Annotated in this window: 25 protein-coding genes and 1 pseudogene; 13 read left to right on the top strand and 13 right to left on the bottom strand. The window is 62.1% G+C overall.

All coding sequences use genetic code 11. From position 1 onward, the window contains the following. The first annotated feature begins 5 nt into the window (after positions 1 to 5). Complete coding sequence (locus ACZ5YV_RS06045) at positions 6 to 1,229, top strand: polyhydroxyalkanoate depolymerase (protein WP_464789002.1); 1,224 nt, start codon at positions 6 to 8, stop codon at positions 1,227 to 1,229. Positions 1,230 to 1,236: 7 nt separating this feature from the next. Here ACZ5YV_RS06045 and ACZ5YV_RS06040 read toward each other — a convergent pair whose 3' ends face one another. The 5 genes and pseudogenes from ACZ5YV_RS06040 to ACZ5YV_RS06020 all read right to left on the bottom strand — a co-directional run bounded on the left by ACZ5YV_RS06040 (position 1,237) and on the right by ACZ5YV_RS06020 (position 4,873). Then, entirely contained in the window at positions 1,237 to 1,596 is a 360-nt protein-coding gene (locus tag ACZ5YV_RS06040) for a YbaN family protein (protein WP_464789001.1), read from the bottom strand. Further along, positions 1,596 to 2,900: a sensor histidine kinase gene (locus tag ACZ5YV_RS06035; protein ID WP_464789163.1), complete on the bottom strand. Its 1,305-nt coding sequence runs from the start codon at positions 2,898 to 2,900 to the stop codon at positions 1,596 to 1,598. The genes ACZ5YV_RS06040 and ACZ5YV_RS06035 overlap by 1 nt, the downstream gene beginning before the upstream one ends. A 158-nt stretch (positions 2,901 to 3,058) precedes the next feature. Next, positions 3,059 to 3,724 carry a response regulator transcription factor gene (locus ACZ5YV_RS06030; RefSeq protein ID WP_449471888.1) on the bottom strand — a complete coding sequence of 222 codons (666 nt, stop codon included), beginning with the start codon at positions 3,722 to 3,724 and terminating at the stop codon, positions 3,059 to 3,061. A 35-nt stretch (positions 3,725 to 3,759) separates the two neighbouring features. After that, a pseudogene (locus tag ACZ5YV_RS06025) lies at positions 3,760 to 4,096 on the bottom strand (hypothetical protein). A gap of 45 nt (positions 4,097 to 4,141) precedes the next feature. Then, positions 4,142 to 4,873, bottom strand: a complete 732-nt coding sequence (locus ACZ5YV_RS06020; protein ID WP_464789000.1) for an SIMPL domain-containing protein — start codon at positions 4,871 to 4,873, stop codon at positions 4,142 to 4,144. 141 nt (positions 4,874 to 5,014) lie between these two features. Here ACZ5YV_RS06020 and ACZ5YV_RS06015 point away from each other — a divergent pair, with 141 nt between their 5' ends. From ACZ5YV_RS06015 to ACZ5YV_RS06000, 4 genes are all read left to right on the top strand, one after another. After that, positions 5,015 to 6,796: an ABC-F family ATP-binding cassette domain-containing protein gene (locus tag ACZ5YV_RS06015; RefSeq protein ID WP_464788999.1), complete on the top strand. Its 1,782-nt coding sequence runs from the start codon at positions 5,015 to 5,017 to the stop codon at positions 6,794 to 6,796. A 26-nt stretch (positions 6,797 to 6,822) separates the two neighbouring features. Beyond that, on the top strand, positions 6,823 to 7,548 hold the full coding sequence (locus ACZ5YV_RS06010; RefSeq protein WP_464789162.1) for a VIT1/CCC1 transporter family protein: 726 nt from the start codon (positions 6,823 to 6,825) through the stop codon (positions 7,546 to 7,548). Positions 7,549 to 7,588: 40 nt separating this feature from the next. Then, positions 7,589 to 8,134, top strand: a complete 546-nt coding sequence (locus ACZ5YV_RS06005; RefSeq protein ID WP_464788998.1) for a glutathione peroxidase — start codon at positions 7,589 to 7,591, stop codon at positions 8,132 to 8,134. A gap of 68 nt (positions 8,135 to 8,202) precedes the next feature. Then, entirely contained in the window at positions 8,203 to 8,841 is a 639-nt protein-coding gene (locus ACZ5YV_RS06000) for a trimeric intracellular cation channel family protein (RefSeq protein WP_464788997.1), read from the top strand. A 79-nt stretch (positions 8,842 to 8,920) separates the two neighbouring features. Here the strand turns inward: ACZ5YV_RS06000 and sppA are convergent, their stop codons facing one another. Then, entirely contained in the window at positions 8,921 to 10,804 is a 1,884-nt protein-coding gene (sppA, locus tag ACZ5YV_RS05995; RefSeq protein ID WP_464788996.1) for a signal peptide peptidase SppA, read from the bottom strand. 153 nt (positions 10,805 to 10,957) lie between these two features. Here sppA and gpmA point away from each other — a divergent pair, with 153 nt between their 5' ends. The 8 genes from gpmA to ACZ5YV_RS05955 all read left to right on the top strand — a co-directional run bounded on the left by gpmA (position 10,958) and on the right by ACZ5YV_RS05955 (position 18,811). Then, entirely contained in the window at positions 10,958 to 11,644 is a 687-nt protein-coding gene (gene gpmA / locus ACZ5YV_RS05990) for a 2,3-diphosphoglycerate-dependent phosphoglycerate mutase (RefSeq protein WP_464788995.1), read from the top strand. A gap of 81 nt (positions 11,645 to 11,725) precedes the next feature. Continuing rightward, positions 11,726 to 12,217 (top strand): 5-(carboxyamino)imidazole ribonucleotide mutase, encoded by a 492-nt coding sequence (purE, locus tag ACZ5YV_RS05985; RefSeq protein ID WP_464788994.1) that lies wholly within the window; start codon positions 11,726 to 11,728, stop codon positions 12,215 to 12,217. 1 nt (position 12,218) lies between these two features. Further along, positions 12,219 to 13,289 carry a 5-(carboxyamino)imidazole ribonucleotide synthase gene (locus ACZ5YV_RS05980; protein WP_464788993.1) on the top strand — a complete coding sequence of 357 codons (1,071 nt, stop codon included), beginning with the start codon at positions 12,219 to 12,221 and terminating at the stop codon, positions 13,287 to 13,289. Then, positions 13,286 to 13,786, top strand: a complete 501-nt coding sequence (locus ACZ5YV_RS05975; protein WP_464788992.1) for a dihydrofolate reductase — start codon at positions 13,286 to 13,288, stop codon at positions 13,784 to 13,786. Before ACZ5YV_RS05980 ends, ACZ5YV_RS05975 begins: the two co-directional genes overlap by 4 nt. A 43-nt stretch (positions 13,787 to 13,829) precedes the next feature. Then, positions 13,830 to 14,771, top strand: coding sequence for a bifunctional riboflavin kinase/FAD synthetase (locus ACZ5YV_RS05970; protein ID WP_464788991.1), 942 nt, complete (start codon positions 13,830 to 13,832; stop codon positions 14,769 to 14,771). A 116-nt stretch (positions 14,772 to 14,887) separates the two neighbouring features. Then, complete coding sequence (gene ileS, locus ACZ5YV_RS05965; protein WP_464788990.1) at positions 14,888 to 17,743, top strand: isoleucine--tRNA ligase; 2,856 nt, start codon at positions 14,888 to 14,890, stop codon at positions 17,741 to 17,743. Positions 17,744 to 17,885: 142 nt separating this feature from the next. Continuing rightward, positions 17,886 to 18,398 (top strand): signal peptidase II, encoded by a 513-nt coding sequence (lspA, locus tag ACZ5YV_RS05960; protein ID WP_449471899.1) that lies wholly within the window; start codon positions 17,886 to 17,888, stop codon positions 18,396 to 18,398. Next, positions 18,398 to 18,811: a DUF3035 domain-containing protein gene (locus ACZ5YV_RS05955; RefSeq protein ID WP_196226372.1), complete on the top strand. Its 414-nt coding sequence runs from the start codon at positions 18,398 to 18,400 to the stop codon at positions 18,809 to 18,811. The genes lspA and ACZ5YV_RS05955 overlap by 1 nt, the downstream gene beginning before the upstream one ends. Positions 18,812 to 18,824: 13 nt before the next feature. On the opposite strand, the gene ACZ5YV_RS05950 is transcribed toward ACZ5YV_RS05955, so the two are convergent. From ACZ5YV_RS05950 to ACZ5YV_RS05920, 7 genes are all read right to left on the bottom strand, one after another. Then, entirely contained in the window at positions 18,825 to 19,154 is a 330-nt protein-coding gene (locus ACZ5YV_RS05950) for an ArsR/SmtB family transcription factor (RefSeq protein WP_464788989.1), read from the bottom strand. Further along, positions 19,141 to 19,596 carry an SRPBCC family protein gene (locus tag ACZ5YV_RS05945; RefSeq protein WP_464788988.1) on the bottom strand — a complete coding sequence of 152 codons (456 nt, stop codon included), beginning with the start codon at positions 19,594 to 19,596 and terminating at the stop codon, positions 19,141 to 19,143. Before ACZ5YV_RS05945 ends, ACZ5YV_RS05950 begins: the two co-directional genes overlap by 14 nt. Positions 19,597 to 19,658: 62 nt before the next feature. Further along, on the bottom strand, positions 19,659 to 21,593 hold the full coding sequence (gene dxs / locus ACZ5YV_RS05940) for a 1-deoxy-D-xylulose-5-phosphate synthase (protein WP_464788987.1): 1,935 nt from the start codon (positions 21,591 to 21,593) through the stop codon (positions 19,659 to 19,661). A 49-nt stretch (positions 21,594 to 21,642) separates the two neighbouring features. Next, entirely contained in the window at positions 21,643 to 22,107 is a 465-nt protein-coding gene (locus tag ACZ5YV_RS05935; protein WP_464788986.1) for a Fur family transcriptional regulator, read from the bottom strand. Between the two features lie 47 nt (positions 22,108 to 22,154). Beyond that, a complete protein-coding gene (locus ACZ5YV_RS05930) occupies positions 22,155 to 22,481 on the bottom strand; it encodes a DUF423 domain-containing protein (RefSeq protein ID WP_464788985.1) in 327 nt (108 codons plus the stop codon). After that, complete coding sequence (locus ACZ5YV_RS05925; protein WP_464788984.1) at positions 22,478 to 24,298, bottom strand: cation:proton antiporter domain-containing protein; 1,821 nt, start codon at positions 24,296 to 24,298, stop codon at positions 22,478 to 22,480. Before ACZ5YV_RS05925 ends, ACZ5YV_RS05930 begins: the two co-directional genes overlap by 4 nt. Next, positions 24,298 to 24,720 carry an iron-sulfur cluster assembly scaffold protein gene (locus ACZ5YV_RS05920; RefSeq protein WP_464788983.1) on the bottom strand — a complete coding sequence of 141 codons (423 nt, stop codon included), beginning with the start codon at positions 24,718 to 24,720 and terminating at the stop codon, positions 24,298 to 24,300. The genes ACZ5YV_RS05925 and ACZ5YV_RS05920 overlap by 1 nt, the downstream gene beginning before the upstream one ends. Between the last annotated feature and the right edge of the window lie 120 nt (positions 24,721 to 24,840).

Here is a 24,840-nt window from a genome sequence, read left to right as displayed (position 1 = left end):
ATATTATGACGATGCTGTATAGTGGCTATCAGGCTCTGGAAGACATGCTGGCTCCGGCGCGTTTCGGCGCGGAACTGGCCTTGAATCTGCGCGATAAGATGGGGCCGGTGGCCGATTGGCCGATGCCCCGCCGCATGTTTGCGCTGATGGATGTATTCCAGGGTGCCCGACTCACGCACAAGCGCCCCGCCTATGGCGTCAACGAAGTCCGCAGCGGTAACGCTCTTGTTGCGGTGCGGGAAGAAGTGCTGCTGGACCTGCCCTTCGGCAACCTGCTGCACTTCGCGAAGGATGAGGTGGAAACGGAGCAGCCGCGGGTGCTGCTCGTGGCGCCGATGTCAGGGCATTTCTCCACCCTGCTGCGCAGCACCGTGCGGACCCTGCTGCGTGACCATGACGTCTACATAACCGATTGGAAGAATGCGCGCGATGTTCCCTTGTCGGCAGGGTGCTTCGGCTTTGACGACTATGTCGATTATGTCATCACCTTCATGCAGGAGCTTGGCCCGGGCGCACATATGCTTTCCGTTTGCCAGCCTTGCGTACCGGCCTTTGCCGCCGTCGCGTTGATGGCCGAAGATGGCGATGCAGCGACACCACGATCCATGACGCTGATGGGCGGACCAATCGACCCGCGTGCAGCGCCCACTGTCGTGAACGAACTGTCCAACGAGCGGCCGATCGAGTGGTTCGAACGGCAACTCATCACTTCCGTCCCGATGCGTTATCGCGGTGCCGGGCGGCGGGTCTATCCGGGCTTCTTGCAACTGTCCGCCTTCCTGTCGATGAACCTGGAACGCCACGGTGCCCAACATCGTGAGCTTTATCAGTTGCTGGCGGATGGGAAGGAAGAAGAGGCAGAGAAGATCAAGGATTTCTATCAGGAATATTTCTCGGTTCTGGACATGACCGCCGAATTTTACCTGGAGACGGTAGAGCGCGTGTTTCAGCGCACCCTGCTCGCGAAAGGCGAACTCAAGCATCGTGGGCGGCTCGTCAATCCCGGCGCTATTCGCAAGACCGCCCTGCTGACGGTCGAAGGGGAAAAGGACGATATCTGCGCGGTCGGGCAAACGGCGGCGGCGCACGCGCTTTGCACGGGATTGCGACCTCACCTGAAGCGGCATCACCTGCAAATCGGCGCCGGTCATTATGGCGTGTTTTCCGGTAGCAAGTGGGAGAAGGAAGTTTTCCCGCAGGTCCGCAACATGATCCTGGCGATGAACTGACCGAGGGTTAAGCGCCGCCCTCCGGTCGGGACCATATCCATGTTCCGCCAATCAGTGCGGCCGCCACCGGAATCAGGAACCAGGGGAAAGGCGCCAGGAACAGCGCCAGCACTGCGCTGAACATGAAAGCCGCAAGCGCCGCCTGCTTTCCCGGGCGGCTGATCGCGCCCTTGTCGCGCCAGCGTCGGATATGCGGACCGAAATGCCGATGATCGAGCAGCCTGGCTTCCAGTGCCGGGTTTGACCGGGCGAAGCAGAATGCCGCCAATATCATGAACGGCACGGTCGGGAGCAGGGGAAGAACAATGCCCAACGCGCCAAGGCCCAGCGACATAAATCCCGCGACAAGATAAACCGCCCGCCTCATCAGGCGGCGGGCAGTCGCAGCCGTACCATCAGCCCGCCCAGATCTTCACTTTCCTCCATCGCTACCGATCCGCCGTAGATTTCCGCCACGTCGCGTACGATGGCCAGGCCAAGGCCAGTGCCCGGTTTTCCGGAATCCAGTCGGACGCCACGGTCGAAAATGCGGGTCCGTTCCTCCTGCGGGATACCCAGGCCGTCGTCTTCGACTAATATCTCGACCATGGTTCCGGCGCGGCCAACTGTGGCGAACACGCTGCCGCCACCATATTTCGCCGCATTTTCGATAAGGTTGCCCAGCATCTCGTCCAGGTCCTGACGCTCCACCCTGACGGCAACCTCCTTGTCGCCATCCATGTCGATCCGCGCTTCGGGATAGAGGCGTTGGACGGCGCGCTCGACCGCTTGCAGGCTTGTCCATACTTCCGCCCGGCTCTGCGCCGCGCCACGCCGCCCAACCGCGCGGGCGCGCGCCAGATGGTGATCGACCTGCCTGCGCATCGTCGTCGCTTCTCGAATGACGGTTTCCCCAAGGTCCGCCGATTGTGCGGTCGCGGCGTTCATGATGACGGTCAACGGCGTTTTCAGCGCGTGGGCAAGATTGCCCGCATGGGTTCGGGCCTCCTCCGCCTGGCGCTCATTATGAGCGAGAAGGGCGTTCAGTTCCTCGACCATGGGTAGCACTTCGGACGGCATCGGTTCGGTGACGCGGCTCTTTTCGCCCGCCCGCATCCTGACGATTTCCTTGCGCACCCGGCGCAGCGGCCGCAGCCCGTAGAGGGTCTGAAGCGTCGTAAGGACGATGAGACCGAGCGCAAGAAGGGCAAAACTCTGGGTCAGCGTGGATCGCAATGTGGTGATCTGGTCGTCCAGCCCGGCACGGGCGGCCGCTACCATGAACATCCAGCGCGTATCGGATCCGGGCAGAACGATGGTTCGCTCCATGATCCGCAGGTCTTCGCCCGGAAACTGCTTGCTGTCATAGGCGTGGAAGCTGCGATCATCATGCTCGGGCAGCACCCTCAGTGCCCGGTCCCATAGTGATCGCGATCGCCAATCCTCATGTCCCTTGGCGCTGATCTGGTAATAAAGGCCGCTATTGGGTTCCAAAAAGCGCTGATCGGCAAGCGGACGGTTGAACAGCACTTCGCCATCCGGCCCGATCTCGGCCGAAGCAATCATCGCCGTCAGCACATAGTTCAGCCCATCGTCGAAATTGCGTGTGATCGCCTGTGACAGCACGCGGTCGAGTGCCAATCCGCCACCCAGCAACAGGATGCTGATCCACAGCGCCGCGATGCCGATCATGCGCCGACTGAGCGACCCGGTCGAATGGACCGTGGGAGGGGAGGCTGGACTGGTCATTACAGCTGTCTGATGCCCACTCCGTTCGCCCGGGCTTGCCGAAGATTGTCCCGGCAGAAAGGGGGCTTTGGCGGAACCAGCCCGGGGCAGAATTTGAGACCTTAGCGGGCGGGCTCGTCCAGGCTGTAGCCAAGACCGCGTATCGTCGTGATGACGTCCGCGCCCAGCTTTTTGCGGATGCGGGTGACGAACACTTCGATCGTATTGGAATCGCGATCGAAATCCTGATCGTAAATATGTTCGATCAACTCGGTGCGGCTCACCACCTTGCCCTTGTGGTGGAGGAGGTAGGACAGCAGCTTATATTCCTGCGCGGTTAGCTTCACCGGCTCGCCCTTCAGCGTGACCTTGCCCGAACGGGTGTCCAGCCGGACGTCGCCCGCGATCAGTTCGCTCGACGCATTACCCGAGGCGCGACGGATAAGGGCGCGCAACCGCGCGATAAGTTCCTCGCTCTGAAACGGTTTGGCCAGATAATCGTCAGCGCCAGCGTCCAGCCCGGCAACCTTGTCGGACCAGCTATCCCGCGCCGTCAGCACCAGCACCGGGAAGCTGCGCCCCTCCTTGCGCCAGCGGTCCAGCACCGTCAGCCCGTCGATCGTGGGCAAGCCAAGGTCCAGGACCACGGCATCATAGCTTTCCGTCGTGCCTAGAAAGTGTCCATCCTCGCCATCGGTCGCAAGATCGACGGCATAGCCAGCGCCCTCCAGCGTGTTGCGGAGCTGTTGCCCAAGGCTTGGTTCATCTTCGACGATCAGCAGACGCATATGGCTCCGTTTCTTCTATTATGCCTTTTGGCGCGTCAGTGCGCCCAGCCGGTTATATCGCCCGTGCGGCCATCCGCATCAACCCAAACCACCTTGCCGTCCTTCACATATTTCAGGCGATAGCGGTTGGAGGCTTGATTGAATTCCGCGCCGAGATAGGTCGCTCCGCCCATGGCAGCGTCTACGCGCCGCTTGATGAGGGAAAATGGCATGGTCTGCCCATCCAGCATCGCCCGGCGCGCCGCGTCCTGTTCGCCACGCTGACCGGCCTCTGCATAGGAGGGTACGGCCACCATCGCGGCGATGGCGGCCAGACCGGCAATCAGGCTGCTAAGCTTCATCGTCATGTGGCATGCCATAGGCGACAAGCATTGAACAGGTGGTGAATGGTGGCGTCAGCGCGGTGACAGGTGCCGGTCAGCGTTCCAGCGCATACTGGACGGTCAGCGTCACCGACGATCCGACCTGGCCCGGTTCCACCGGCGTCGCCTCCGCCGCATCGGCCTTGAAGCGAGCAGTCATCATTGGCATCGGCGGACGGCCGCCGCTATTGCTCTCCGCGATGGAGACAAGCCGCGCGGTACGGTAGCCCGCCGCCTGCGCATAGAAATCCGCCTGCGCCTTGGCGCTCTTTAAGGCAGCCCCGCGCGCCTGGACCAGCATGGGGGTCGGGTCCTCGATAGAGAAGGAGGGGCCATTGACGTTAGTTGCGCCCGCCTCGACCAGCGTGTCGAGCAATTGCCCCGTCTTCTTGATATCGCGCAGTTTGATCGTCAGCTGGTTCGACGCTTCATAACCAATGAAACGAGGTCCGGCAGGCTGGCCGTTCTGATTGCTGTAATCATATTGGGCGCTGAGATTAATGCCGCTCGTCTGGATATCCTTCTTTGGAATCCCGGCCTTGGCAAGGGTGGCGATCAGCCGGTCCATCTTCACCGCATTCTCGCGCATAGCCTGCGCGGCTGTGGGCGCGCGAGTTTGAACGCCCGTGCCGACCACGACCTGATCCGGCGCCGCCTCGACCGTCTCGGTTACGTTGAGCGTCACGACAGGAGCGGTTTCGGCGATGGTCACGTTGGTCTGCGCGACCGCCATGGCGGGAATCGACACAGCAGCGGCGGCGGCCATCAGGGCCAGGGCGGACTTCATGAGTGTATCTCCTTGAAAAGCGATGCAGCCCGTTTGTAACGGCTGCGATGAATGGACGCTGACAGGCGTTGAAAGCCGTCAGACAGCATCCGGTTCCACGCACTCTTGCCCCGGCGCGCCGGAAGCCCTAGCTGCACGGCCATGGCCGCACCTATATTCTCCTTCGAAAATCTTGGTCTCAGCCAAGGAAGCCATTGGCTGTTCCGTCACCTCGACATTTTTGTCGGCGATCGTGACCGGCTGGCGCTGATCGGCCGCAATGGCGCGGGCAAGACCACGTTGTTGAAGCTGATCGCCGCGCAGATCGAGCCTGACGAAGGGACGCGGTCGGTTCGTCCGGGCGCGCGCGTCATCATGCTGGAGCAGGACCCTGACGTCAGCGGCTTCGCCACCCTGCACGATTTCGCGCTGGCGGGCGAATATGCGCCCCCCGCGCATGAGGTGGAGGCGATCGCCAGTCAGCTGGGCATCGACCTGTCGCGCGAGGCCGCGACCGCCAGCGGGGGCGAGCGACGCCGCGCCGCCATTGCCCGTGCGCTGGCGAGCGAGCCGGACCTGTTGTTGCTGGACGAGCCGACCAACCATCTCGACATTGACGCCATCGACTGGCTGGAATGCTGGCTCGCCCGCTATTCCGGCGCTTTCATCGTCATCAGCCATGATCGCGCTTTCCTGACACGCCTGACGCGACAGACCCTGTGGCTGGATCGCGGATCGATCCGCCGCAACGAGATCGGCTTTGGGGGTTTCGAGGATTGGATGGAGGCCGTCTATGCGGAGGAAAGTCGAGCCGCCGAGAAGCTCGACGCCAAGCTGAAGATCGAGGCGCACTGGCTGGAACGCGGGGTCACCGCCCGGCGCAAGCGCAATCAGGGGCGGCTCGCAAAGCTTTGGGAAATGCGGGCGCAACGTGCCGCGATGGTCGGCCCTCAAGGCGTCGCGAAGATCGCCGTCGCTGCCGACGACAGTAAGACGAAGAGCGTCATCACCGCCGAACATGTGACCAAGAATTTTGGTGACCGCACCGTCATCAAGGACTTCTCCCTACGCATCCAGCGCGGCGACCGCATCGGCATCGTCGGCGGCAACGGCGCTGGCAAGACGACGCTCCTGAAACTCCTGACTGGCGAACTGGCGCCCGACATCGGCGTGGTCAAACAGGCCAAGTCGCTCGACATGATCTTCATCGATCAGCAGCGCAGCTTGATGCAGCCCGACAAGCGCGTCCGCGATGTGCTGGCGGAGGGCGGCGACTGGATCGATGTGCGTGGCGTGCGAAAGCATGTTCACGGCTATCTTAAGGAATTTCTCTTCGACCCCTCGCTGGCCGAGGCGCGCGTGGGCACGCTGTCTGGTGGTGAGCGTTCACGCCTGCTCTTTGCTCGTGAGTTCGCCCGCGGATCGAACCTGCTGGTGCTCGACGAGCCGACCAACGACCTGGATCTCGAAACGCTCGACCTGTTGCAGGAAGTGATCGCCGACTATGACGGCACGGTGCTGATCGTCAGCCATGACCGCGACTTTCTGGATCGCACGGTGACTGTTACGCTTGGTCTGGACGGTTCGGGACAGGTCGATGTGATCGTCGGCGGTTATGCGGACTGGGTCGCCAAGCGTCAGCCGAAGAACCCGCCCCGGACGGAGAAGAAGGCCGCTGCCGTTCCGCCCCCGCCAAAGTCCGCGTCGACCAAGCTTAGCTACAAGGATCAGCGGGATCTCGACTTGCTGCCCAAAACCATCGAAAAGCTGGAACAGGACATCGTTCGCGATGAGGAGGCTTTGGCTGACCCATCGCTCTACACTCGCGATCCCAAGCGGTTCGCGGCGCTGACAAAGGCGATTGAACAGGCACGCGCAGACAAGGATGCGGCCGAGGAGCGCTGGCTGGAACTTGCCGAAAAGGCCGAGGGACTGAACGGCTGAACGAAGGGGTTAATGGAATGGCGGCTATGAATGGACCAGCTTCTGGCGCTCTTGACCAGGCGCGTTCGCATCATGCCCTTCATTATGTCAACCGCGTCGGCTGGCTGCGCGCTGCGGTTCTCGGCGCGAATGACGGCATCGTGTCGACCGCCAGCCTGCTTGCGGGTATCGCGGCGTCGGGCGCGTCGCGCGAAACCATCCTGCTGTCGGGCATAGCCGCGCTGTTTGCTGGCGCCATGTCGATGGCGGCGGGAGAATATGTATCGGTCAGCGCGCAATCGGATACGGAACGGGCCGATCTCGCCAAGGAGAAACATGCGATTGCTCAGCAGCCGGATGTGGAATGGCAGGAGCTGCGCGGCATCTATATCGAGCGGGGCCTCACCCCCGAACTGGCTGGGGAAGTCGCGCGACAATTGATGGATGCTGATGCGCTTGCCGCCCACGCCCGCGATGAACTAGGCATTTCGGATATCAGCACGGCGCGGCCGGTTCAGGCGGCACTGACTTCGGCAGCGACCTTTTCGGTCGGTGCGATCGCTCCGGTCATCGCGGCAGCGGTCAGCCCTGCGCCCCACGCGCTGGCGAGCGTCGTCGTGACCTCGCTAATCTGTCTTGCCCTGCTGGGCTATGCGGGCGCGCGGCTGGGGGGAGGCAAGTTAGGCCGGTCGGTCGGCCGAGTGCTGTTCTGGGGCGTGCTCGCAATGGCGATAACGGCAGGTGCAGGCAGGCTTTTCGGCGCGGCGATATGATGGCAAGGTCCGCGCCATCCGGATTCTCAAGGAGATGATCATGACTGCGATCCAGCAAATTCCGCTCAAGACGATCAAGGGCGCTGATGCCAGCCTTGCCAATTATGCGGGGAAGGTCGTGCTGGCGGTCAATGTCGCCTCCAAATGCGGCCTGACCCCGCAATATGAAGGGCTTGAAAAGCTCTACCGCGATTATAAGGACAAGGGGCTGGTGGTCGCCGGCTTCCCCGCCAATGACTTTGCTGGTCAGGAACCGGGCAGCAATGACGAGATCGTGGAATTCTGCACCACCAATTTCGGTGTCGATTTCCCAATGTTCGAAAAGATCGTCGTGACCGGCCCGGAAAAGCATCCGCTCTACGCCGCCCTGACCAGCGAACAGCCCAAGGCTGCGGGTGAGGGCGCCGAATTTCGCGAAAAGCTTCGCGGTTATGGCATGACGCCGACTGAAGAGCCCGAAGTGCTGTGGAACTTCGAAAAGTTCCTGATTGCCAAGGACGGCTCGGTCGCCGCACGCTTTGCGCCCGGCACGACGCCTGATGATCCGGCGCTGGTGTCGGCGATTGAGACTGAGCTGGCGAAATAAGGGACGGGCATCGGGGTCGGCGTTGTTCACGGCGCCGGTTCCGATGTCTCGCAGTTGCCGATCGCCTCATGCTTTCGCCCGCCACCGCCTTTCAACAGATCGGCCCGGTGCTGGAAACGCTCAGCATCGTCGGGATCTTCGTGTTTGCGGCGTCTGGGGCGCTGGCGGCGGCCCGACTGGGACAGACGCTGGTCACCTTTGCGTTTTTCGCGCTGGTGACGGGGGTAGGGGGCGGCACCCTTCGCGACCTGTTGATCGGCGCACCGGTGTTCTGGGTGCATGATCCGGTTCCGGCAATCACATGCATGGTCGCGGCGCTCCTGATCTGGTTCACGCCGCGCCGCTTGTGGAGCGATCGCGCGCTTGATTGGCTCGACGCCATCGGCCTCGCCTCCTTTGCCGTGTTCGGAGCCGCCAAGGCGATGAGCTACGGCATTCCGCCCTTCGTTGCCGCCCTGATGGGCGTGGTCACCGGCTGCGTCGGCGGCATCTTGCGCGATCTGCTCGCTCATGAGCCGTCCATATTGTTGCGCCCCGAACTTTATGTAACCGCAGCGGCCCTCGCTTCCGGCTTGTTCGTCATGCTGCGCTGGTGGGGGCTGGACGTGCCGGTAGCGGGCGTCGTCGCGGCGCTGCTAGGCTTCCTGTTGCGTGCCTTCGCGATCTGGCGAAGCATTGGCCTCCCCACCTACAAAGCTGACCGTTAATAATTCAGAACGCCTAAATCCTCCCCATCGCAGATGGGGAGGGGGATCGCTGCAGGCGGCGGAGGGGAAAAGCGCTACATCACCGCCAAAGGCTGGCAAGCATCCCCATCAGGCCACGCTCATCGGCGGGACTCACCCGCCGCGGCGCGCCATAGCCACGGCATTCCAGACAATCCGCACGCACACCCGCGCCATTGATCAGTCCACGCACATCCTCGACCGCCTGCATGGCCCAACGCCGCTGAATCATCGCCTGCCTGCTCAACATGTCGCGGGGAGCATCCACATCCTCATCGTCGCGTTCTGACATCGACTTGATGAGCTCGGCGAACTTGTCGGGCTCCTTCTCGATACGGTAAACCTTCGCCTTGGCAGGATCGAGCTTGGCGAGCTTCGCCGCTTCGGCAACGGCTTCCTCCAGCCCGCCGAAGCGATCGACCAGCCCAATCTGCCGCGCCGTGCCGCCGTCCCACACGCGGCCTTGAGCAATGGCGTCGATCTGCTGAGGCGACTTGCGCCGTGAATGCGCGACCAACCCGACGAAGCGGCCATAGATATCCTCGATACCCATCTGCATGATGCGATCGAATTCAGGCGTGGTGCCCCCCGCGATGTCGGGTTGCCCTGACAGCGGCGTGGTCCGCACGCCATCGGTCGTGATACCGAGCTTAGCCAACGTCCCTTCAAAGCTCGGCAATATCCCGAACACGCCGATGGAGCCGGTGATCGTGTCCGGTTCCGCAAAGATCAGGTCGGCGGGCGTCGAAATCCAATAACCGCCGCTAGCCGCGACATTGCCCATCGACACGACGATGGGCAGGCCTTCGCGCTTGGCTTCCATGATGGCCTGCCGAATCTTTTCCGACGCCATGACCGAACCGCCGGGGGAATCGACCCGGACGACCAGCGCCTTCAGGTCCTTTTCCGACAGCGCCTTGTAGAGAAGAGCGGAAATCGTATCACCGGCTGCGCTGCCCGGCCCACCATCTCCATCGACGATGTCGCCCGCCACGGTGATCACGCCGATCTGGCCATCATTGGGCGCGCGGTGTGCCCTCGCATAGCTTCGGAGGTCGATGCTGGCAAAATCACCCACGCGATCGTCGGAAGGTTCGCCCGCCACCTCCGCGACGCGTTTGCCAAAGGCTGCTTCGTCGCCCAGTCGATCGACAAGCCCAGCACTCTGCGCCGCCTTGGCGAGATTGCCGCGCGCAGCTTCCGCCGCACCTGCCGGGTTCGAAACATAGGCGGCCAGATTCGCGCGCGGCCGTGCCTTGCCGACTTCCTCCTGCCAATCCTGCCACAATGAATCGGCCAGCGCCTGATTGGCCTGGCGCGCTTCAGGCGATTGATCCGTCCGGATGAAGGGTTCGACAAAGCTCTTGTATGTGCCCACGCGGTAGACATGCGTGTTAACGCCCAGCTTGTCGATCAACCCCTTGTAGTAAAGGCCTGATCCGCCGCGTCCAAGGATTGCTACACCGCCAAGAGGATCGACCCATGTCTCGCTGGCATGGGCGGCTAGCTGATAGCTGTCGTCACTATAGATTGTGGCAAAGGCGAAGACAGGCTTCTTCGCCGCCCGAACGGCGTCCAGCGCCTTGCCCACGCGGGAAAGCGCGACCTGACCGCCGCCCAGGAACCCGTCGAGGTTCAGCACTACCGCCTTGACCTTGCCATCTGACTTGGCCGCTTCCAGCGCGTCCACGATCGCGGAAAGGCGATATTCCTTCGTCTGTGGCCCGGACGATGTCAGCAGCGAGAACGGGTCTGCCTCCGCCGGTTGTTCGACAATGGTGCCGTCCAGCTTTAGCAGCAGCGCGCCACTGCTCACGCTGCGCGCGGGTTTGGGCGACCATGACAGCGCGGCATAAAGCAGGCCGAAAAAGCCAAGCAGGAACAGCAGGACCAGCCCGTCCTTGACCGCGACCAATATGCGCCAGACGCCCTTCACAAATGCCAAATTGCCGCTTCCTTATGCTTGCTTGCCCGAGCTATCCGATCGTCCGGCCGACTGCAATGTGGGACGCTCCGCCCGGACCACAAGCTTGCGCCCGTCATTTCCAGCGTTATGGGAAGCGCCAACATTCGCGCTTATGTGCAGGAGAAGCGTTTCATGCCCACACTCGTTCTCATCCGTCATGGCCAATCGGCCTGGAACCTGGAAAATCGCTTCACCGGCTGGTGGGACGTGGACCTGACGGAAAAGGGCGTCGAGGAAGCACGGGCCGCTGGCCAGCTGATGTCGGCAAAGGGGCTGGACTTCGACCGCTGCTTCACCTCGGTCCAGACCCGCGCGATCAAGACGCTGAACCTTGCTCTTGAGGAAATGGGTCGCCTCTGGTTGCCGGTCGAAAAGGACTGGCGCCTCAATGAACGTCATTATGGCGGCCTCACGGGCCTCAACAAGGCAGAGACCGCCGCCAAGCATGGCGACGCACAGGTGAAGGTCTGGCGCCGCAGCTTCGACATTCCGCCGCCGGTGCTGGAGCCGGGCGGCGAGTTCGACCTGTCGAAGGACCGCCGCTATGACGGCATCGCCATCCCCTCGACGGAGTCGCTCAAGGACACCATCGCTCGCGTGCTGCCCTATTGGGAAAGCCGCATCGTTCCGGAACTGAAGGCGGGCAAGCGCGTCTTCATCTCCGCCCACGGCAATTCGCTGCGCGCTTTGGTGAAGCATCTGTCGGGCATTCCGGACGATGAGATCACGGAACTGGAAATCCCGACCGGCCAGCCGATCGTCTATGAACTTGCCGACGATCTTACGGCAAAGGACCGCTATTATCTGTCCGAGCGTTAAGTCCGCAAATCCCGCATTGCCCCTTGCCGGTCGTGCGGCTAAGGGGCTTTGCTTTCCGCGCCATCAGGGGAAGTCAGGCGAATGACCGGAGAGAGCGCCGCTACCGTCGGCATTATCATGGGATCGCGATCCGATTGGGAAACCATGCGCCATGCGGCCGAGACGCTGAGCGCGCTTGGCGTCTCGCACGAATGCAAGGTCGTGTCCGCTCATCGCACGCCGCAACGCCTTTATGACTATGCGACCGGCGCGGTTTCCCGTGGTCTGAAGGTCATCATCGCGGGGGCAGGGGGCGCGGCTCACCTTCCCGGCATGACCGCGTCGATGACTCGTCTTCCGGTCCTTGGCGTCCCTGTTGAGTCGAAGGCTCTGAAGGGCATGGATTCCCTCCTTTCCATCGTCCAGATGCCCGGCGGCATCCCCGTCGGAACGCTAGCCATCGGCAAGCCCGGCGCGATCAATGCGGCGCTGCTGGCAGCTTCTATCCTCGCCACCACCGACGACGCGCTGGCCGAGCGGCTGGACATGTGGCGCGAAAAGCAGACCGACGATGTCGCGGAGACGCCAGAATAAGATGACGACCATCGCGCCCGGTTCCACCATCGGCATCCTTGGCGGCGGCCAGCTCGGCCGGATGATCGCGATCGCCGCCGCGCAGCTTGGCTATCGCGCGCATATCTACGCGCCGGAAGAAAGCGGCCCCGCCGCAGACGTGTCACGCTGCTGGACTCGCGGTGCCTATGAGGACACCGCCGCGCTCGCCGCCTTCGCCGACAGCGTCGATGTCGTCACCTACGAGTTCGAGAATATCGACCCTGCTGCCGTCGAAGTCCTCTCCACCCACGGCCTCGTCCGTCCCGGTGCGCAGGCGCTCCGCGTGGCGCAGGACCGCCTCGCCGAGAAGAACTTCGTCCGCGATCTCGGCGGCCTCACTGCCCCCTTCGCTTCGGTCGAAAGCCTTGATGATCTAGATCAGGCCATCGCCACGATCGGCAGCCGTGCGATCCTGAAGACCAACCGCATGGGCTATGACGGCAAGGGGCAGGCGCGGATCAACGATCCGGCGGACGCTCCCGCCGCCTGGGACGCCATCGGTCAGCAAAGCGCCATCCTGGAAGGCTTCGTGACCTTCGAGGAGGAGTTTTCCGTCATCCTCGTGCGCGGCGCAGATGGCGAAGTCCGCTTCTGGGACTCGCCCGCGAACGTCCATGTCGACGGCATCCTCTCCACCTCCACCGCCCCTGGTGGCCCGAGCATTGAGGCGCAGGTGGAGGCGGCGCGTGCCCTCGCTGCGCAGGTCGCCGAAGCGCTTGGCTATGTCGGCGTCCTGACGCTCGAATTTTTCGCCAGCGACGATGGCCCCGTCTTCAACGAAATGGCCCCCCGCGTCCACAATAGCGGCCACTGGACGATCGAGGGCGCGGTCACCAGCCAGTTCGAAAACCATGTCCGCGCCATTTGCGGCCTCCCATTGGGCGACACCAGACTGGCGGCACGGCGAGTGCAGATGCACAACCTCATCGGTGAAGAAGCCGACGCTTGGGCGGCGATCCTGTCCGATCCCGCCGCCCATCTGCATCTCTATGGCAAGCATGAAGCCCGCCCGGGCCGCAAGATGGGCCACGTCACCCGGCTGACCCTGTGAGCGAGGCCCAAGAAGTCGTCCTTGTCCTCGCTCGTGCCGATAATGGCGTGATCGGCAAGGACGGGGGGCTGCCTTGGCGGTTGCCCGCCGACCTCAAGCATTTCAAAGCGCTCACCCTCGGTCACCCGATGATCATGGGCCGCAAGACGTTTGACAGCCTGCCCGGCCTGCTTCCCGGCCGCCGCCACATAGTCCTCACCCGCGATACTGGCTGGAGCGGGGAGGGGGCAGAGGTCGCCCATGACGTCACGTCCGCCCTTCGCCTAGCGGGCGGTCCCGCCGCCATGGTGATCGGCGGGGCAGAGGTCTATCAGCTCTATCTGCCCCACGCCGACCGCATTGAACTGACCGAAGTGCATTTCGACGCCCCCGGCGACGCCGTGATCCCTTATCCCGACGCTACGCAGTGGAAGGAGGCAGCCCGCGCCGATCATCCGGCGGAGGGCGCCTATCCCGCCTACAGCTTCGTCACTTTCCGCCGCCGCGCCGACCTGTGAAGCCGCATTGCCAGCGTCCGGCCATCTCCCTATAGCCAGCGCCATGGAGCGGCTGGAAAGCGGCGCCCCGATCCCTGCCCATCTGCGCGGGAGCATCATGGCGCTGGGCAATTTTGACGGATTTCACCTCGGTCATCAGGCGGTCGTCGGCCGTGCGGTGGAGCGTGCCCGCGCGGAGGGCCGTCCTGTTATCGTCGCGACATTCGACCCGCATCCCATGCGCCTGTTCCGCCCCGAAAACCCTTGGTTCCGACTCACCAGCCTCGACCAGCGGCAGCGCCTGTTCGCCGCCGCCGGTGCCGACGCGATGCTGGTTTTCGCCTTCACCCGCCAGCTCGCCGCCTTAAGTCCGCAGGATTTCGTCGATCTGCTGGTAGACGGCATGGGCGTCGCGGGCGTGGTCACGGGGCAGGATTTCACCTTTGGTCACGGCCGTACCGGCACCGTAGGCACGCTTGCTGAACTCGGCGCCGCGCGGGGCATGAGCGCCGAAGCCGTCGCGTCGATCACGGACGAAGGCGGGGAGGTGGTCTCCTCCAGCCGCATCCGTACCGCGCTGAAAGCCGGAGACTGCGCCACGGCAACGCGCCTGCTGACACGCCCCTTCGCCATCCAAGGGCCGGTCCAGCATGGCGACAAGGTCGGCCGCACGATCGGCTTCCCCACCGCCAACGTCGATCTTGGCCATTATATCCGCCCGGCCTACGGCATCTATGCAGTACGCTGCCTGCTGCCCGATGGCCGCATTCTCGACGGCGCGGCCAATCTCGGTATCCGGCCCAGCTTCGATCCGCCGAAGGAATTGCTGGAGCCGCACTTCTTCGATTTTTCCGAAAGCCTCTACGATCAATGCATCGAGGTGCAGTTGATCGAATTCCTCCGGCCAGAGGCGAAATATGAAGGTCTCGAAGCCCTCACGGCTCAGATCGCCAGGGACTGCGACGCCGCGCGGCAAATCCTTGCGAGAACGCCGCACCTCGCCTAATGCCCGCCCATTCATTTCCAACCCCGTTCGCTTCGAGCGAAGTCGAGAAGCAGATAGTGCAGCGCCGCGTTTCTCGACTGCGCTCGAAGCGAACGGAAGTCTGTAGATAGCCCCGCATGACCGACCAGCCCGATTATAAAAGCACCGTATTCCTCCCCGTCACCGACTTTCCCATGAAGGCGGGCCTCGCGCAGAAGGAACCGGCTATCCTCGCCCGCTGGGAGGAAATGGACCTGTACGGCAAGCTGCGCGAGCGCCGGAAAGGCCGCGAACGCTTCATCCTCCACGATGGCCCGCCCTACGCCAATGGCGATATTCATATGGGCCATGCGATGAACAAGGTGCTGAAGGACATCATTGTCCGCAGCCAATCGCTGCTTGGTAAAGATGCGCCCTATGTTCCCGGCTGGGACTGCCACGGCCTTCCGATCGAATGGAAGATCGAGGAGGAATATCGCAAGAAGAAGCAGAATAAGGACGAGGTTCCCGCACAGGAATTCCGCGCCCAATGCCGCGCCTATGCCGACAGATGGGTCGGCGTTCAGAAGGAGCAGTTCAAGCGCCTTGGCGTCATGGGTGACTGGGACGATCCCTATCTCACCATGAAGTTCGACGCCGAAGCTACCATTGTGTCTGAACTGCTGAAGTTCGCTGAGAGCGGCCAGCTCTATCGCGGTGCCAAGCCCGTCATGTGGTCCCCGGTCGAAAAGACCGCGCTGGCCGAGGCGGAGGTCGAATATGAGGACATCGTCTCGACCCAGATCGACGTGGCGTTTGAGATTGTCGAAGCGCCTGAAGTTCCAAATCTTGTCGGCGCTTTCGCTGTGATCTGGACCACGACGCCTTGGACGATTCCGGTAAATCAAGCGCTTGCTTACAATGACTCATTTGAGAAGACCGATTACGCGGCCTGCTATGGCGTGTTCAAAGCATCGGACGGCCGACGCTACGTTCTATCCAAGGCGTTGGCCGATGCATTCTCGGGGCGAACTGGACTCGCGCTAGATCTCGAAACAACTCTTTCTGATGACGCTCTAGTTGGTGCCGTAGCCCGCCACCCGATGCACGCCCTCGGCGGCTTCTTCGCCAAGCCGCGCCCGTTCCTCCCGGGCGATTTCGTCACCACCGACGCGGGCACCGGCCTCGTCCACATGGCACCCGACCATGGCGAGGACGACTTCGCGCTCTGCAAGGCGAACGGCATCAACCCGGTGTTCGCCGTCGAGAATGACGGGAAATATCGCGAGGACTGGCTCTGGCTCGGCGGTCAGGGAAGCGTCATCAATCCGAAATTCGTCAGCAAGGACGGCCCGATCTGCACCGATCTGCGCGAAGCGGGCGGCCTGCTCGCCGCGTCCGATGACTTCAAGCACAGCTATCCCCATAGCTGGCGCTCCAAGGCCAAGATTATCTTCCGCTGCACCCCGCAATGGTTCATCCCCATGGACCGCGCGATCAGCGATGGCATCCTCCCACGCTGCGCCGAGGAGGAAGCTATCCTCGCCCGCCAAGGCAATGGTGCCACCCTGCGCGGCACCGCGCTCGACGCGATCGAGAATAGCCGCTGGGTGCCCGAACGGTCGATCAACCGCATCCGCTCGATGGTGGAGGGCCGCCCCGACTGGGTGATCAGCCGTCAGCGCGCATGGGGCGTGCCCATTGCTCTCTATGTTCATTGCAAGACTGGCGAATATCTCATTGATAAGACTGTAAATCAGCGCATCGTCGATGCCTTCAAGGCTGGCGGAGCGGACGCCTGGTTCGGCGCTGACCATCAGGCGTTGCTCGGCCCCGACTACGACCTCAACGACTATGAGGTAGTGAACGACATCCTTGACGTCTGGTTCGACAGCGGCTCGACCCACAGCTTCGTGGTCGAAGGCCGCTATGGCGAGGGCGTACGCGCCGACCTTTATCTCGAAGGCTCCGACCAACATCGCGGCTGGTTCCAGTCCTCACTGCTCGAAAGCTGCGGCACGCGTGGTCGCGCGCCCTACGATGCCGTCCTTACCCACGGCTTCGCACTGGATGGGCAGGGGCGCAAAATGTCGAAGAGCCTCGGCAATGTGGTCGATCCGCTGAAGGTCATCGCGGAAAGCGGCTCCGACATCCTGCGCGTATGGGTCGCCAGCACCGACTATTTCGATGACGTCCGCATCGGCAAGGAAGTGTTGGCCGGATCGTCCGATGCCTACCGCAAACTTCGCAATAGTTTCCGTTACTTGCTTGGCGCTCTTTCGGATTTTTCGGAAGAAGAGAGGTTGCCCGTCACCGAAATGCCGGAGCTGGAGCGCTACATGCTCCACCGCCTCGCGGCTCTCGACGCCGAGCTTAAGGGCGTCGTCGAAAAGGCTGCGGGAAGCGAAAACTGGCTGGAGTTTAGCCGCTACACCCGCGCGCTGTTCGACTTCGCCAATAGCGACCTATCGGCCTTCTTCTTCGACATCCGCAAGGACTGCCTGTACTGCGACGCGAAGACCGATCCCAAGCGTCGCGCCTATCGCACTGTGCTCGATACGCTCTTCCACGCTCTTGTCCGCTACGCCACGCCGATCATCCCCTTTACGGCTGAGGAAGTTTGGCAAAGTCGCTATCCAAACCACGAAGAAAGCGTCCATTTCCTGGAATGGCCAGAGGTTGATGCGGCTTGGCTCAGCCAAGGCCTGGACGACAAATGGACCGAAATCCGCAACCAGCGCGATCAGGTCAACGAAGCCATCGAACCCCTCCGCCGCGAAAAGGTCATCCGCTCCAGCCTTGAAGCCGATGTGGCCATGGGCATGCAGGTTCCCAGCGACGGTGTGAACTTCGCCGAAATCGCCATCGTCGCCCGCATCGAAACGGGCGTCGGCGACGGCATCATAGTCAAGCCGAGCGAGTGGCACAAATGCGGTCGCTGCTGGCGTCTGCTGCCGGAAGTCGAGGAGGACGGCACACTCTGCAACCGCTGCGACGAAGTGCTGGCAGATTGAAAACCTGCTGTCCTACAGGCGCAGGCTTCGGCTATAGCCCACGGCCTACCGCCCGGCGGCAGGCAAACAATATTACGATGGCGCTTTTCAGGGATATGTTCGTGTCACCTTCATCACTAAAAAAGCATGTAGTGCGCCACTGATGGCAACTGTCAATCACCGCCCGCTCGGCCTGATCGTCGCGATCGTCACGCTCGCGCTGGACCAGCTTATCAAATATACCGTCACCTATCCGCTCGCACTGAAGAGCCGGATGGATGAAGGGATCGAGATCCTGCCGATCTTCCGCCTGCGCTGGCTGGAAAATCGTGGTGTTTCGATGGGCTTCTTCCATGCCGACACAAACATGATGCGCTGGCTTCTCGTGGGCATGACGATGCTGATCGCTGGCTTTGTCGGCGTTTGGATGTGGCGGGAAAAGGCGCGGCAGGATGTTGCGGCCCTTGGATTGGTCCTTGGTGGAGCCATTGGAAATATCGTTGACCGTGTTCGCCTTGGCTATGTCGTCGATTATGCCGATCTGCACTTTGGCGAATGGCGGCCCTTTCTCATATTCAACCTGGCCGACGCTGCCATCACGATCGGCGTGCTGATCCTGCTTGCACGGGCGTTGCTGCTGCGCGAGAAGAGCGCAAAGACGGAGTCACTGAACTGATGCGTAAACTGATCCTCGCCGCTGGCCTGATTTCCATGCTGTCCGCCTGCGGTGGCGGCGGCGGCCTGTTTAACCGGGCTCGCCCCGATGAGTTCGCCGTCTCGCGTCAGGCGCCGCTGGTGATCCCGCCCGATTATGCGCTGGTCCCGCCTGCGCCGGGTACGCCCGCCGCTGCGTCGGTCGATTCGAGCCGTGCGGCCATGGAAACCATGTTCGGTGGCCCTGCCCAGCGCAGCGCGGCTGAAAGCGCGGCGTTGAGCGAAGCAGGCCGTGCCAATGCGGCGGCGGGCATCCGCTCCTCCGTTGGCGATCCGGGCACGGAAGTCGTCGACAAGGGCGCCGCGACCCGCGAAATCATCGCCGCGCCCGAAGGTGACGGGCAGGACGCCCGCGCTGCGATCCCGCAGCAGTAAGGCAGCAAAGAAATTAGGGCTGGCTCTCGACGAAGTTCTTGAGCCTGCCCAAAGTCTTATCCCATTGGCCTGAGACCTGAGCAAGCCAATCGCGCGCGTCTGCGATCGCCTCAGGTTCCAGGGTGAAAAGCACCTCACGCCCGGATCGTGTGCGGCGCACCAGTCCCGCGCCCAGCAGGACGTCGAGATGCTTCGCGACCGCTTGACGGCTGATCGGCAGGCCCTCACCCAATTGGGCGATCGAGCGTTCCGTCCCATCGGAAAGCCGCCCAATCAGCCCCAAGCGTGTGACGTCACCCAATGCGGCAAACAGCTGCGCCGGTGCTTCCTCAACCTTCCACATATTTTTGGATATTCTTTACCTGCTCTGCCCAACCGCCGTCGTTGGAGCGCACGGCATTGCTCCGGCGCGGCTCAGGCACCTTGTCAAACCCGCTTTCCGTGACCGTCAACAATGTACCGCTGCCAGCAGGCTCAAGCAGAAACTCGACCAATGTCCATTCCGGCACCGGTACGCCGCTGTTCATCAACTGCTTGTCACCGCCAGTTGCAGGCCATTCAAAAGCAAACCGCCTCATGGGTTCGACAGCTACGACCCGTGCTTCCCAGCGATATTCTTCAAAGCCGGGATAGGTCATATGCCCCGTCGATGCCTTGCCCGCGACAAAAGGCTGATCCAGAGCGACCTGGAACCAGGCTCCGAACTTTTCATGATCGATCAGCGCGTCCCAAACTTGTTCGACCGACGCGGCGATTTCGATGCTTTTACTGATTGAATCCACCATATAAGCAACCTCCAGATTGCTTATATGCGTTCTGCTTCCAGATATGCAACCATTTGGTTGCTTTATGCCCGGGCTTCTGTCGCTATTCCGGCGCTGTTATGCCGTAACGCCGTCAGTACGGTGTCGATGATCGCCGCCGCATCCAGCCGCGCGTCTGCATATTGCAGTTCCGGCTTGTCCTGATCTTGGAAAACATCCGGCAGGCGCAGAGTGCGCAGCTTCAGGCCATTGTCGATCAGCCCCAGATCACTCGCCAGCGTCAATACATGGGCGCCCAAGCCCCCGATGGCGCCTTCCTCTACCGTCACGGCAACTTCATGCGTGGTGAGCAGGCGACGGATCATCGCTTCGTCCAATGGCTTGGCGAACCGCAAATCCGCCACAGTCGTGGACAGTCCTTTCGCTTCCAAGGCCTCAGCGGCGCGCAACGCTTCCTCCAGACGGGTGCCGAGCGACAATATGGCGACCTGTCGGCCGTCCCGGACGATTCGTCCCTTGCCGATCTCTAGCTTCTCGGGCGTCGCCGGTAACGGCACGCCCACGCCATTGCCGCGCGGATAACGGACGGCGATCGGCCCGCTGTCATAAACGGCGCAGGTGTGGACCATGTGCACCAGCTCCGCTTCGTTGGAAGCCGCCATAACGACCATATTGGGAAGCGTGGCGAGGTAGGTGATGTCGAAGCTGCCCGCATGAGTCGAACCGTCTGCACCCACCAGCCCGGCCCGATCGATAGCAAAGCGCACCGGGAGATTCTGGATCGCGACATCGTGCACGACCTGATCATAGGCGCGCTGGAGAAAGGTCGAATAGATGGCGCAGAAAGGCCGCATGCCCTGTGCCGCAAGCCCGGCAGCGAAGGTCACCGCATGCTGTTCAGCAATTCCAACGTCGAACGAACGCTCTGGAAAAGCCTCCGCAAACTTGTCGAGACCCGTACCCGACGGCATGGCAGCGGTAATCGCGCAGATAGTGCTGTCGCGCCGGGCTTCGGCGACCAGGGCGTTGGCAAACACCGTAGTATAGCTAGGCGGCCCCGGAGGCGCCTTTGCCTGCGTCCCGGTGATGACGTCGAACTTCTGGACGCCATGATATTTATCCGCCGCCGCTTCAGCAGGGGCGTAGCCTTTGCCTTTCTGGGTCACGACATGAACGAGGCACGGCCCTTCAGCGGCATCACGGACATTTTCCAGAACGGGTATCAGCTGATCGAGATTATGGCCATCGACAGGGCCGACATAGTAAAAGCCCAGTTCCTCGAACAAGGTGCCCCCCATTGCCATACCGCGAGCAAACTCATCGGTTTTGCGGGCGGCATTGTGGAGAGGGCGGGGCAATTTGCGTGCGAGCCGCTTGGCAAGGTCGCGCAGGCCCAGAAATTCGCGGCTCGATACCAAGCGAGCAAGGTAGGCGGAAAGGCCGCCCACAGGAGGCGCGATCGACATGTCATTGTCGTTCAGGATCACGATCAGCCTGTTTCCGGCCTCACGCGCGTTGTTCATGGCTTCATACGCCATGCCTGCCGACATGGCGCCATCACCAATCACTGCTATGCCCTTGCCCGGCTTTCCTGCGAGCTTGCTGGCAACGGCAAATCCCAGTGCCGCGCTGATGGATGTCGAACTATGAGCGGCGCCGAAGGGGTCATATTCACTTTCGGCCCGCTTGGTGAAGCCCGAAAGGCCGCCGCCCTGGCGAAGGGTTCGGATGCGGTCGCGCCGACCGGTCAGCACCTTATGCGGATAGCATTGGTGGCCCACATCCCAGACCAGCTTGTCATTGGGCGTGTCGAAAACATAATGGATAGCGGTCGTCAGTTCGACCACTCCCAGCCCCGATCCCAGATGGCCGCCAGTCACCCCGACGGCAGAAATCACTTCCTGCCGGAGTTCATCGGCAAGCTGAGGCAGTTGCTCGGGCTTGAGCGTGCGCAGATCCGCGGGCCAGTTTATCTGGTCGAGCAGCGGCGTTGTGGGACTGTCATTCATTAAAGGCATAGACTCCCAAGCGCGCTAGGCCGTTCCTGATCAAAGCGCAACGCCTGCTTCACGCTACGCACTTGGCGCAGGTTCCGAGTATCTCGATCACGGGCCGTTCTGCCCGGAATCCTTGATGTTCCGCCACGGCGCGAACGTCGTTCGTCACCACATCATTATCGACATGGGTCGCTTCCTTGCAGTTGCGGCAGACGAGGAAGATGCAATCGTGATGGCAACCCGGATGGGCGTTGGCGATATAGGCATTCGCGCTTTCCACGCGCATGGCGATGTTGTTCGCCACGAACAGGTCGAGGATACGATAGACGCTGTTAGGCGCCACTCGCTTTCCCCGAACCTTGGAAACGCTGTCGGCAATGTCATAGGCCGACGTCGGCTTTTCTTCGGCAGCCAGCGCATCGAATATCGCAGCACGCATGGGCGTCCACTGCTCGTTCTGAGCTTCCAGCGCGTTGCGGGCTGCGTCGGCCAGGCTTGCGCCAGTGGGTTCGTGATGATGATGGTGTTCGGCCATATGGGTTCAATCTATGCGTGGGCGGGTTTGGGGGCAAGGGCGGCCTGTCAGGCGCGCCAATAAGCCCAAGCTGCCCACAACCACCCCGCAATCATCAACGTGCCACCGATAGGCGTCACAGCACCCAGCCAACGCGGACCTCCCATGGCCATGGCATAGAGGGTGAACGCGAAGATCGCGGCGCCCATCAGAAGCAGCGACGCCGGGCCGCGCGCTCCATTAGCCAGCGTCAGTGCGGCAACTGCGTGGATCAACTGATATAAGCCGCCAGTCCGCAACCATTCGGCCGCTTCATGGCTGGATGCGCCATGGGCACCAAAAGCGCCCGCAGCGATGGCGAGCGCCGCGGAAAGCGAGGCCAGGACCGGGATCATGCGTTTTCCTCTTCTTCTCCCCGAGCCATCAGACGCATCCGCCTGCCGGGCCTGAACATCAGTTCCTTGGCGGCCAGCAACGTCCCTTGCTCGCCCTGGACCGTCAGCCGCTGATCATCATTTTCGCGATATTTGCGTTCAACCTCTTCTATTTCCGCCTGCGGCACGCCCAGCGTGTCCATCGCCTGGATTCCCATGCAAATGGCGGATTCGAAAACCTCACGGACAATCCCTGCAAGATCCATATCCTTCAACGCGAGCAATTGCCGCCGGTCGAAGGCGCGGACAAGAAGTGCTGCTTGAGGGAATGCCTCGGCGATAGGTTCCAGCACACGGCTGTCCAGCGACGGATCGTCATGGCAGAAAGCGATCAAGCGGGCTTCCTCGGCTCCCGATCGGCGGAGCAAATCGATTCGCGTGCCATCGCCATAATAGACTTTCATGTCGAACCGGCTCGAAACCTCGATCTGGGCGGGCTTCTTGTCGATCAGAACGACTTCGAACCCGTGCCCCATCAGCATCTGGGCGACAGTTTGTCCAAAACGCCCGTAGCCCACGATGATCGCGGTTCCGCGCGTGGCCTCGTCCGGGCCAGCGGGATTTCGCTGACCTTTCGGCTGCGCGAACTCCAACCTTCGGGCAAAGAGCATGAGAAATGGCGTCGTGGCCATGGAAAAGGTCACAATCGCGCTGAACAGGCTGGCACCCTGAGGAGCTATCAAAAGGGCGTTTTGCGCCTGGGCGAAAAGAACAAAGCCGAACTCGCCGCCCTGGCTGAGTAACAGGCCTGCACCGATCGCCTGCGTCCATTCCATGCCGAACAGCCGGGCAAGGCCGGTGATCAGCAATGCCTTTGTCATGACGAGCATCGCCGCCATGCCGATGACGAACAAAGGGTTCGCCGCAACGGCATGCAGGTCCAACACCATCCCGACCGCTAGGAAGAAAAGGCCCAGCAGGATAGAGCGGAATGGTTCTACATCCGCTTCTATCTCATGCCGATAGGGAGAATCGGCCAGCATCACGCCTGCGACGAACGCGCCCAGCGCCGTGGACAGGTGAAGCGCATGCATGAGGGCAGCAGCGGCAAGAACCGTGAACAATCCGACTGCCACGAAGAGTTCACGCTCGCCCAACCGTCCCACTAGCTGAAGCAAAGGGCGCAGGATGAAACGACCAGCCAGTACCAGTCCTGCAATGGCAGCAACCGTATAGCCCGCAAGCTGTATGCCTGGCGGACCTCCCACATCCGCAGGGTTGCGTGACAACGCCGCCACGATGGTGATTAGCGGGACGATCGACAGATCCTGAAAAAGCAGGATCGAAAAGACTTTCTCGCCAAAAGGAGAGTTAATGCGTCCACTGCTTTTAAGGCTGGGCAGAACCTGTGCCGTGGAAGACAACGCCAAGGGGAGGCCGAGCGCAATAGCTGCGCCCCAGGTGAAGCCGGTCGAAAAATAGATGATGGCGGTCAAAGCCAAACCGCACATCACCACCTGGGCAAGGCCGAGGGCGAAGATGTCGCGTTTCAATCGCCAGAGCCGCGCCGGGTGAAGTTCAAGACCGACGAGGAAAAGCAACAGGACAATGCCAATTTCGGCAATCGCCAGCTTCGATTCCGCCCCGCCTACAAGGCCAAGACCCTGTGGGCCGACCAACGCCCCTGCAACCAGATAGCCAAGAACTGCGCCAAGGCCGAAGCGGCGGAAGAGCATGACGAACAGCACCGCCGCGCCCAGCAGGATTACGCCTTCGGACAGCAGGAGGTCGGTTGCGTTGAGGGGCGCATGCGCCGCCGCAGCAGGGGGAGTAGGCATCAGGCCTCCGCCACGCGGGCGGCTTCTGCCACCGCCTCGAAACTCAGCCGGATCGAGGCGTGACGCGCCGGATATCCACGGGCGGGAGCGAGGACGGTCAACCCCGGCCAGAAATCCAGATCATCGCCCTCGCCAGCGAGATAGGCGGCCAGCCTGTCTCGCGCGGTCTCGAGTTCGGCTGCTGTCAGGCCAATTGCCTGAGCCGACATAAGCGCAGCCGAAGCCTGACCGAGTGCGCAGGCTTTAACGTCCAGACCTAGCTCAACCAGCTTGCCGCCTTCCATTCTTACGTCTGCTGTCACTCGTGATCCGCAAGTGGGCGATCGTTTTTCCACGGTTGCCTGCGGCTCTGCCAGTCGCCGGTGATGCGGGATGCTGGCAGCGAGGCGCAATATGTCCTTGTTGTAGAGGGGGGCGCTCATGCTTCCCCTTTAGGGCAGCTAGGGCGCCTGAGAAAGGCCGCAGATATCATCGGTAGATTATTCGCAGTTTGGCTGCGGCATTGGCGGCATGTCGTCGCGCCGTGGCATGCCGCCAGCCCC

This window comes from Sphingobium sp. TomTYG46 (assembly GCF_055396345.1).
This window is presented reverse-complemented; position numbering and strand designations above follow the sequence as displayed.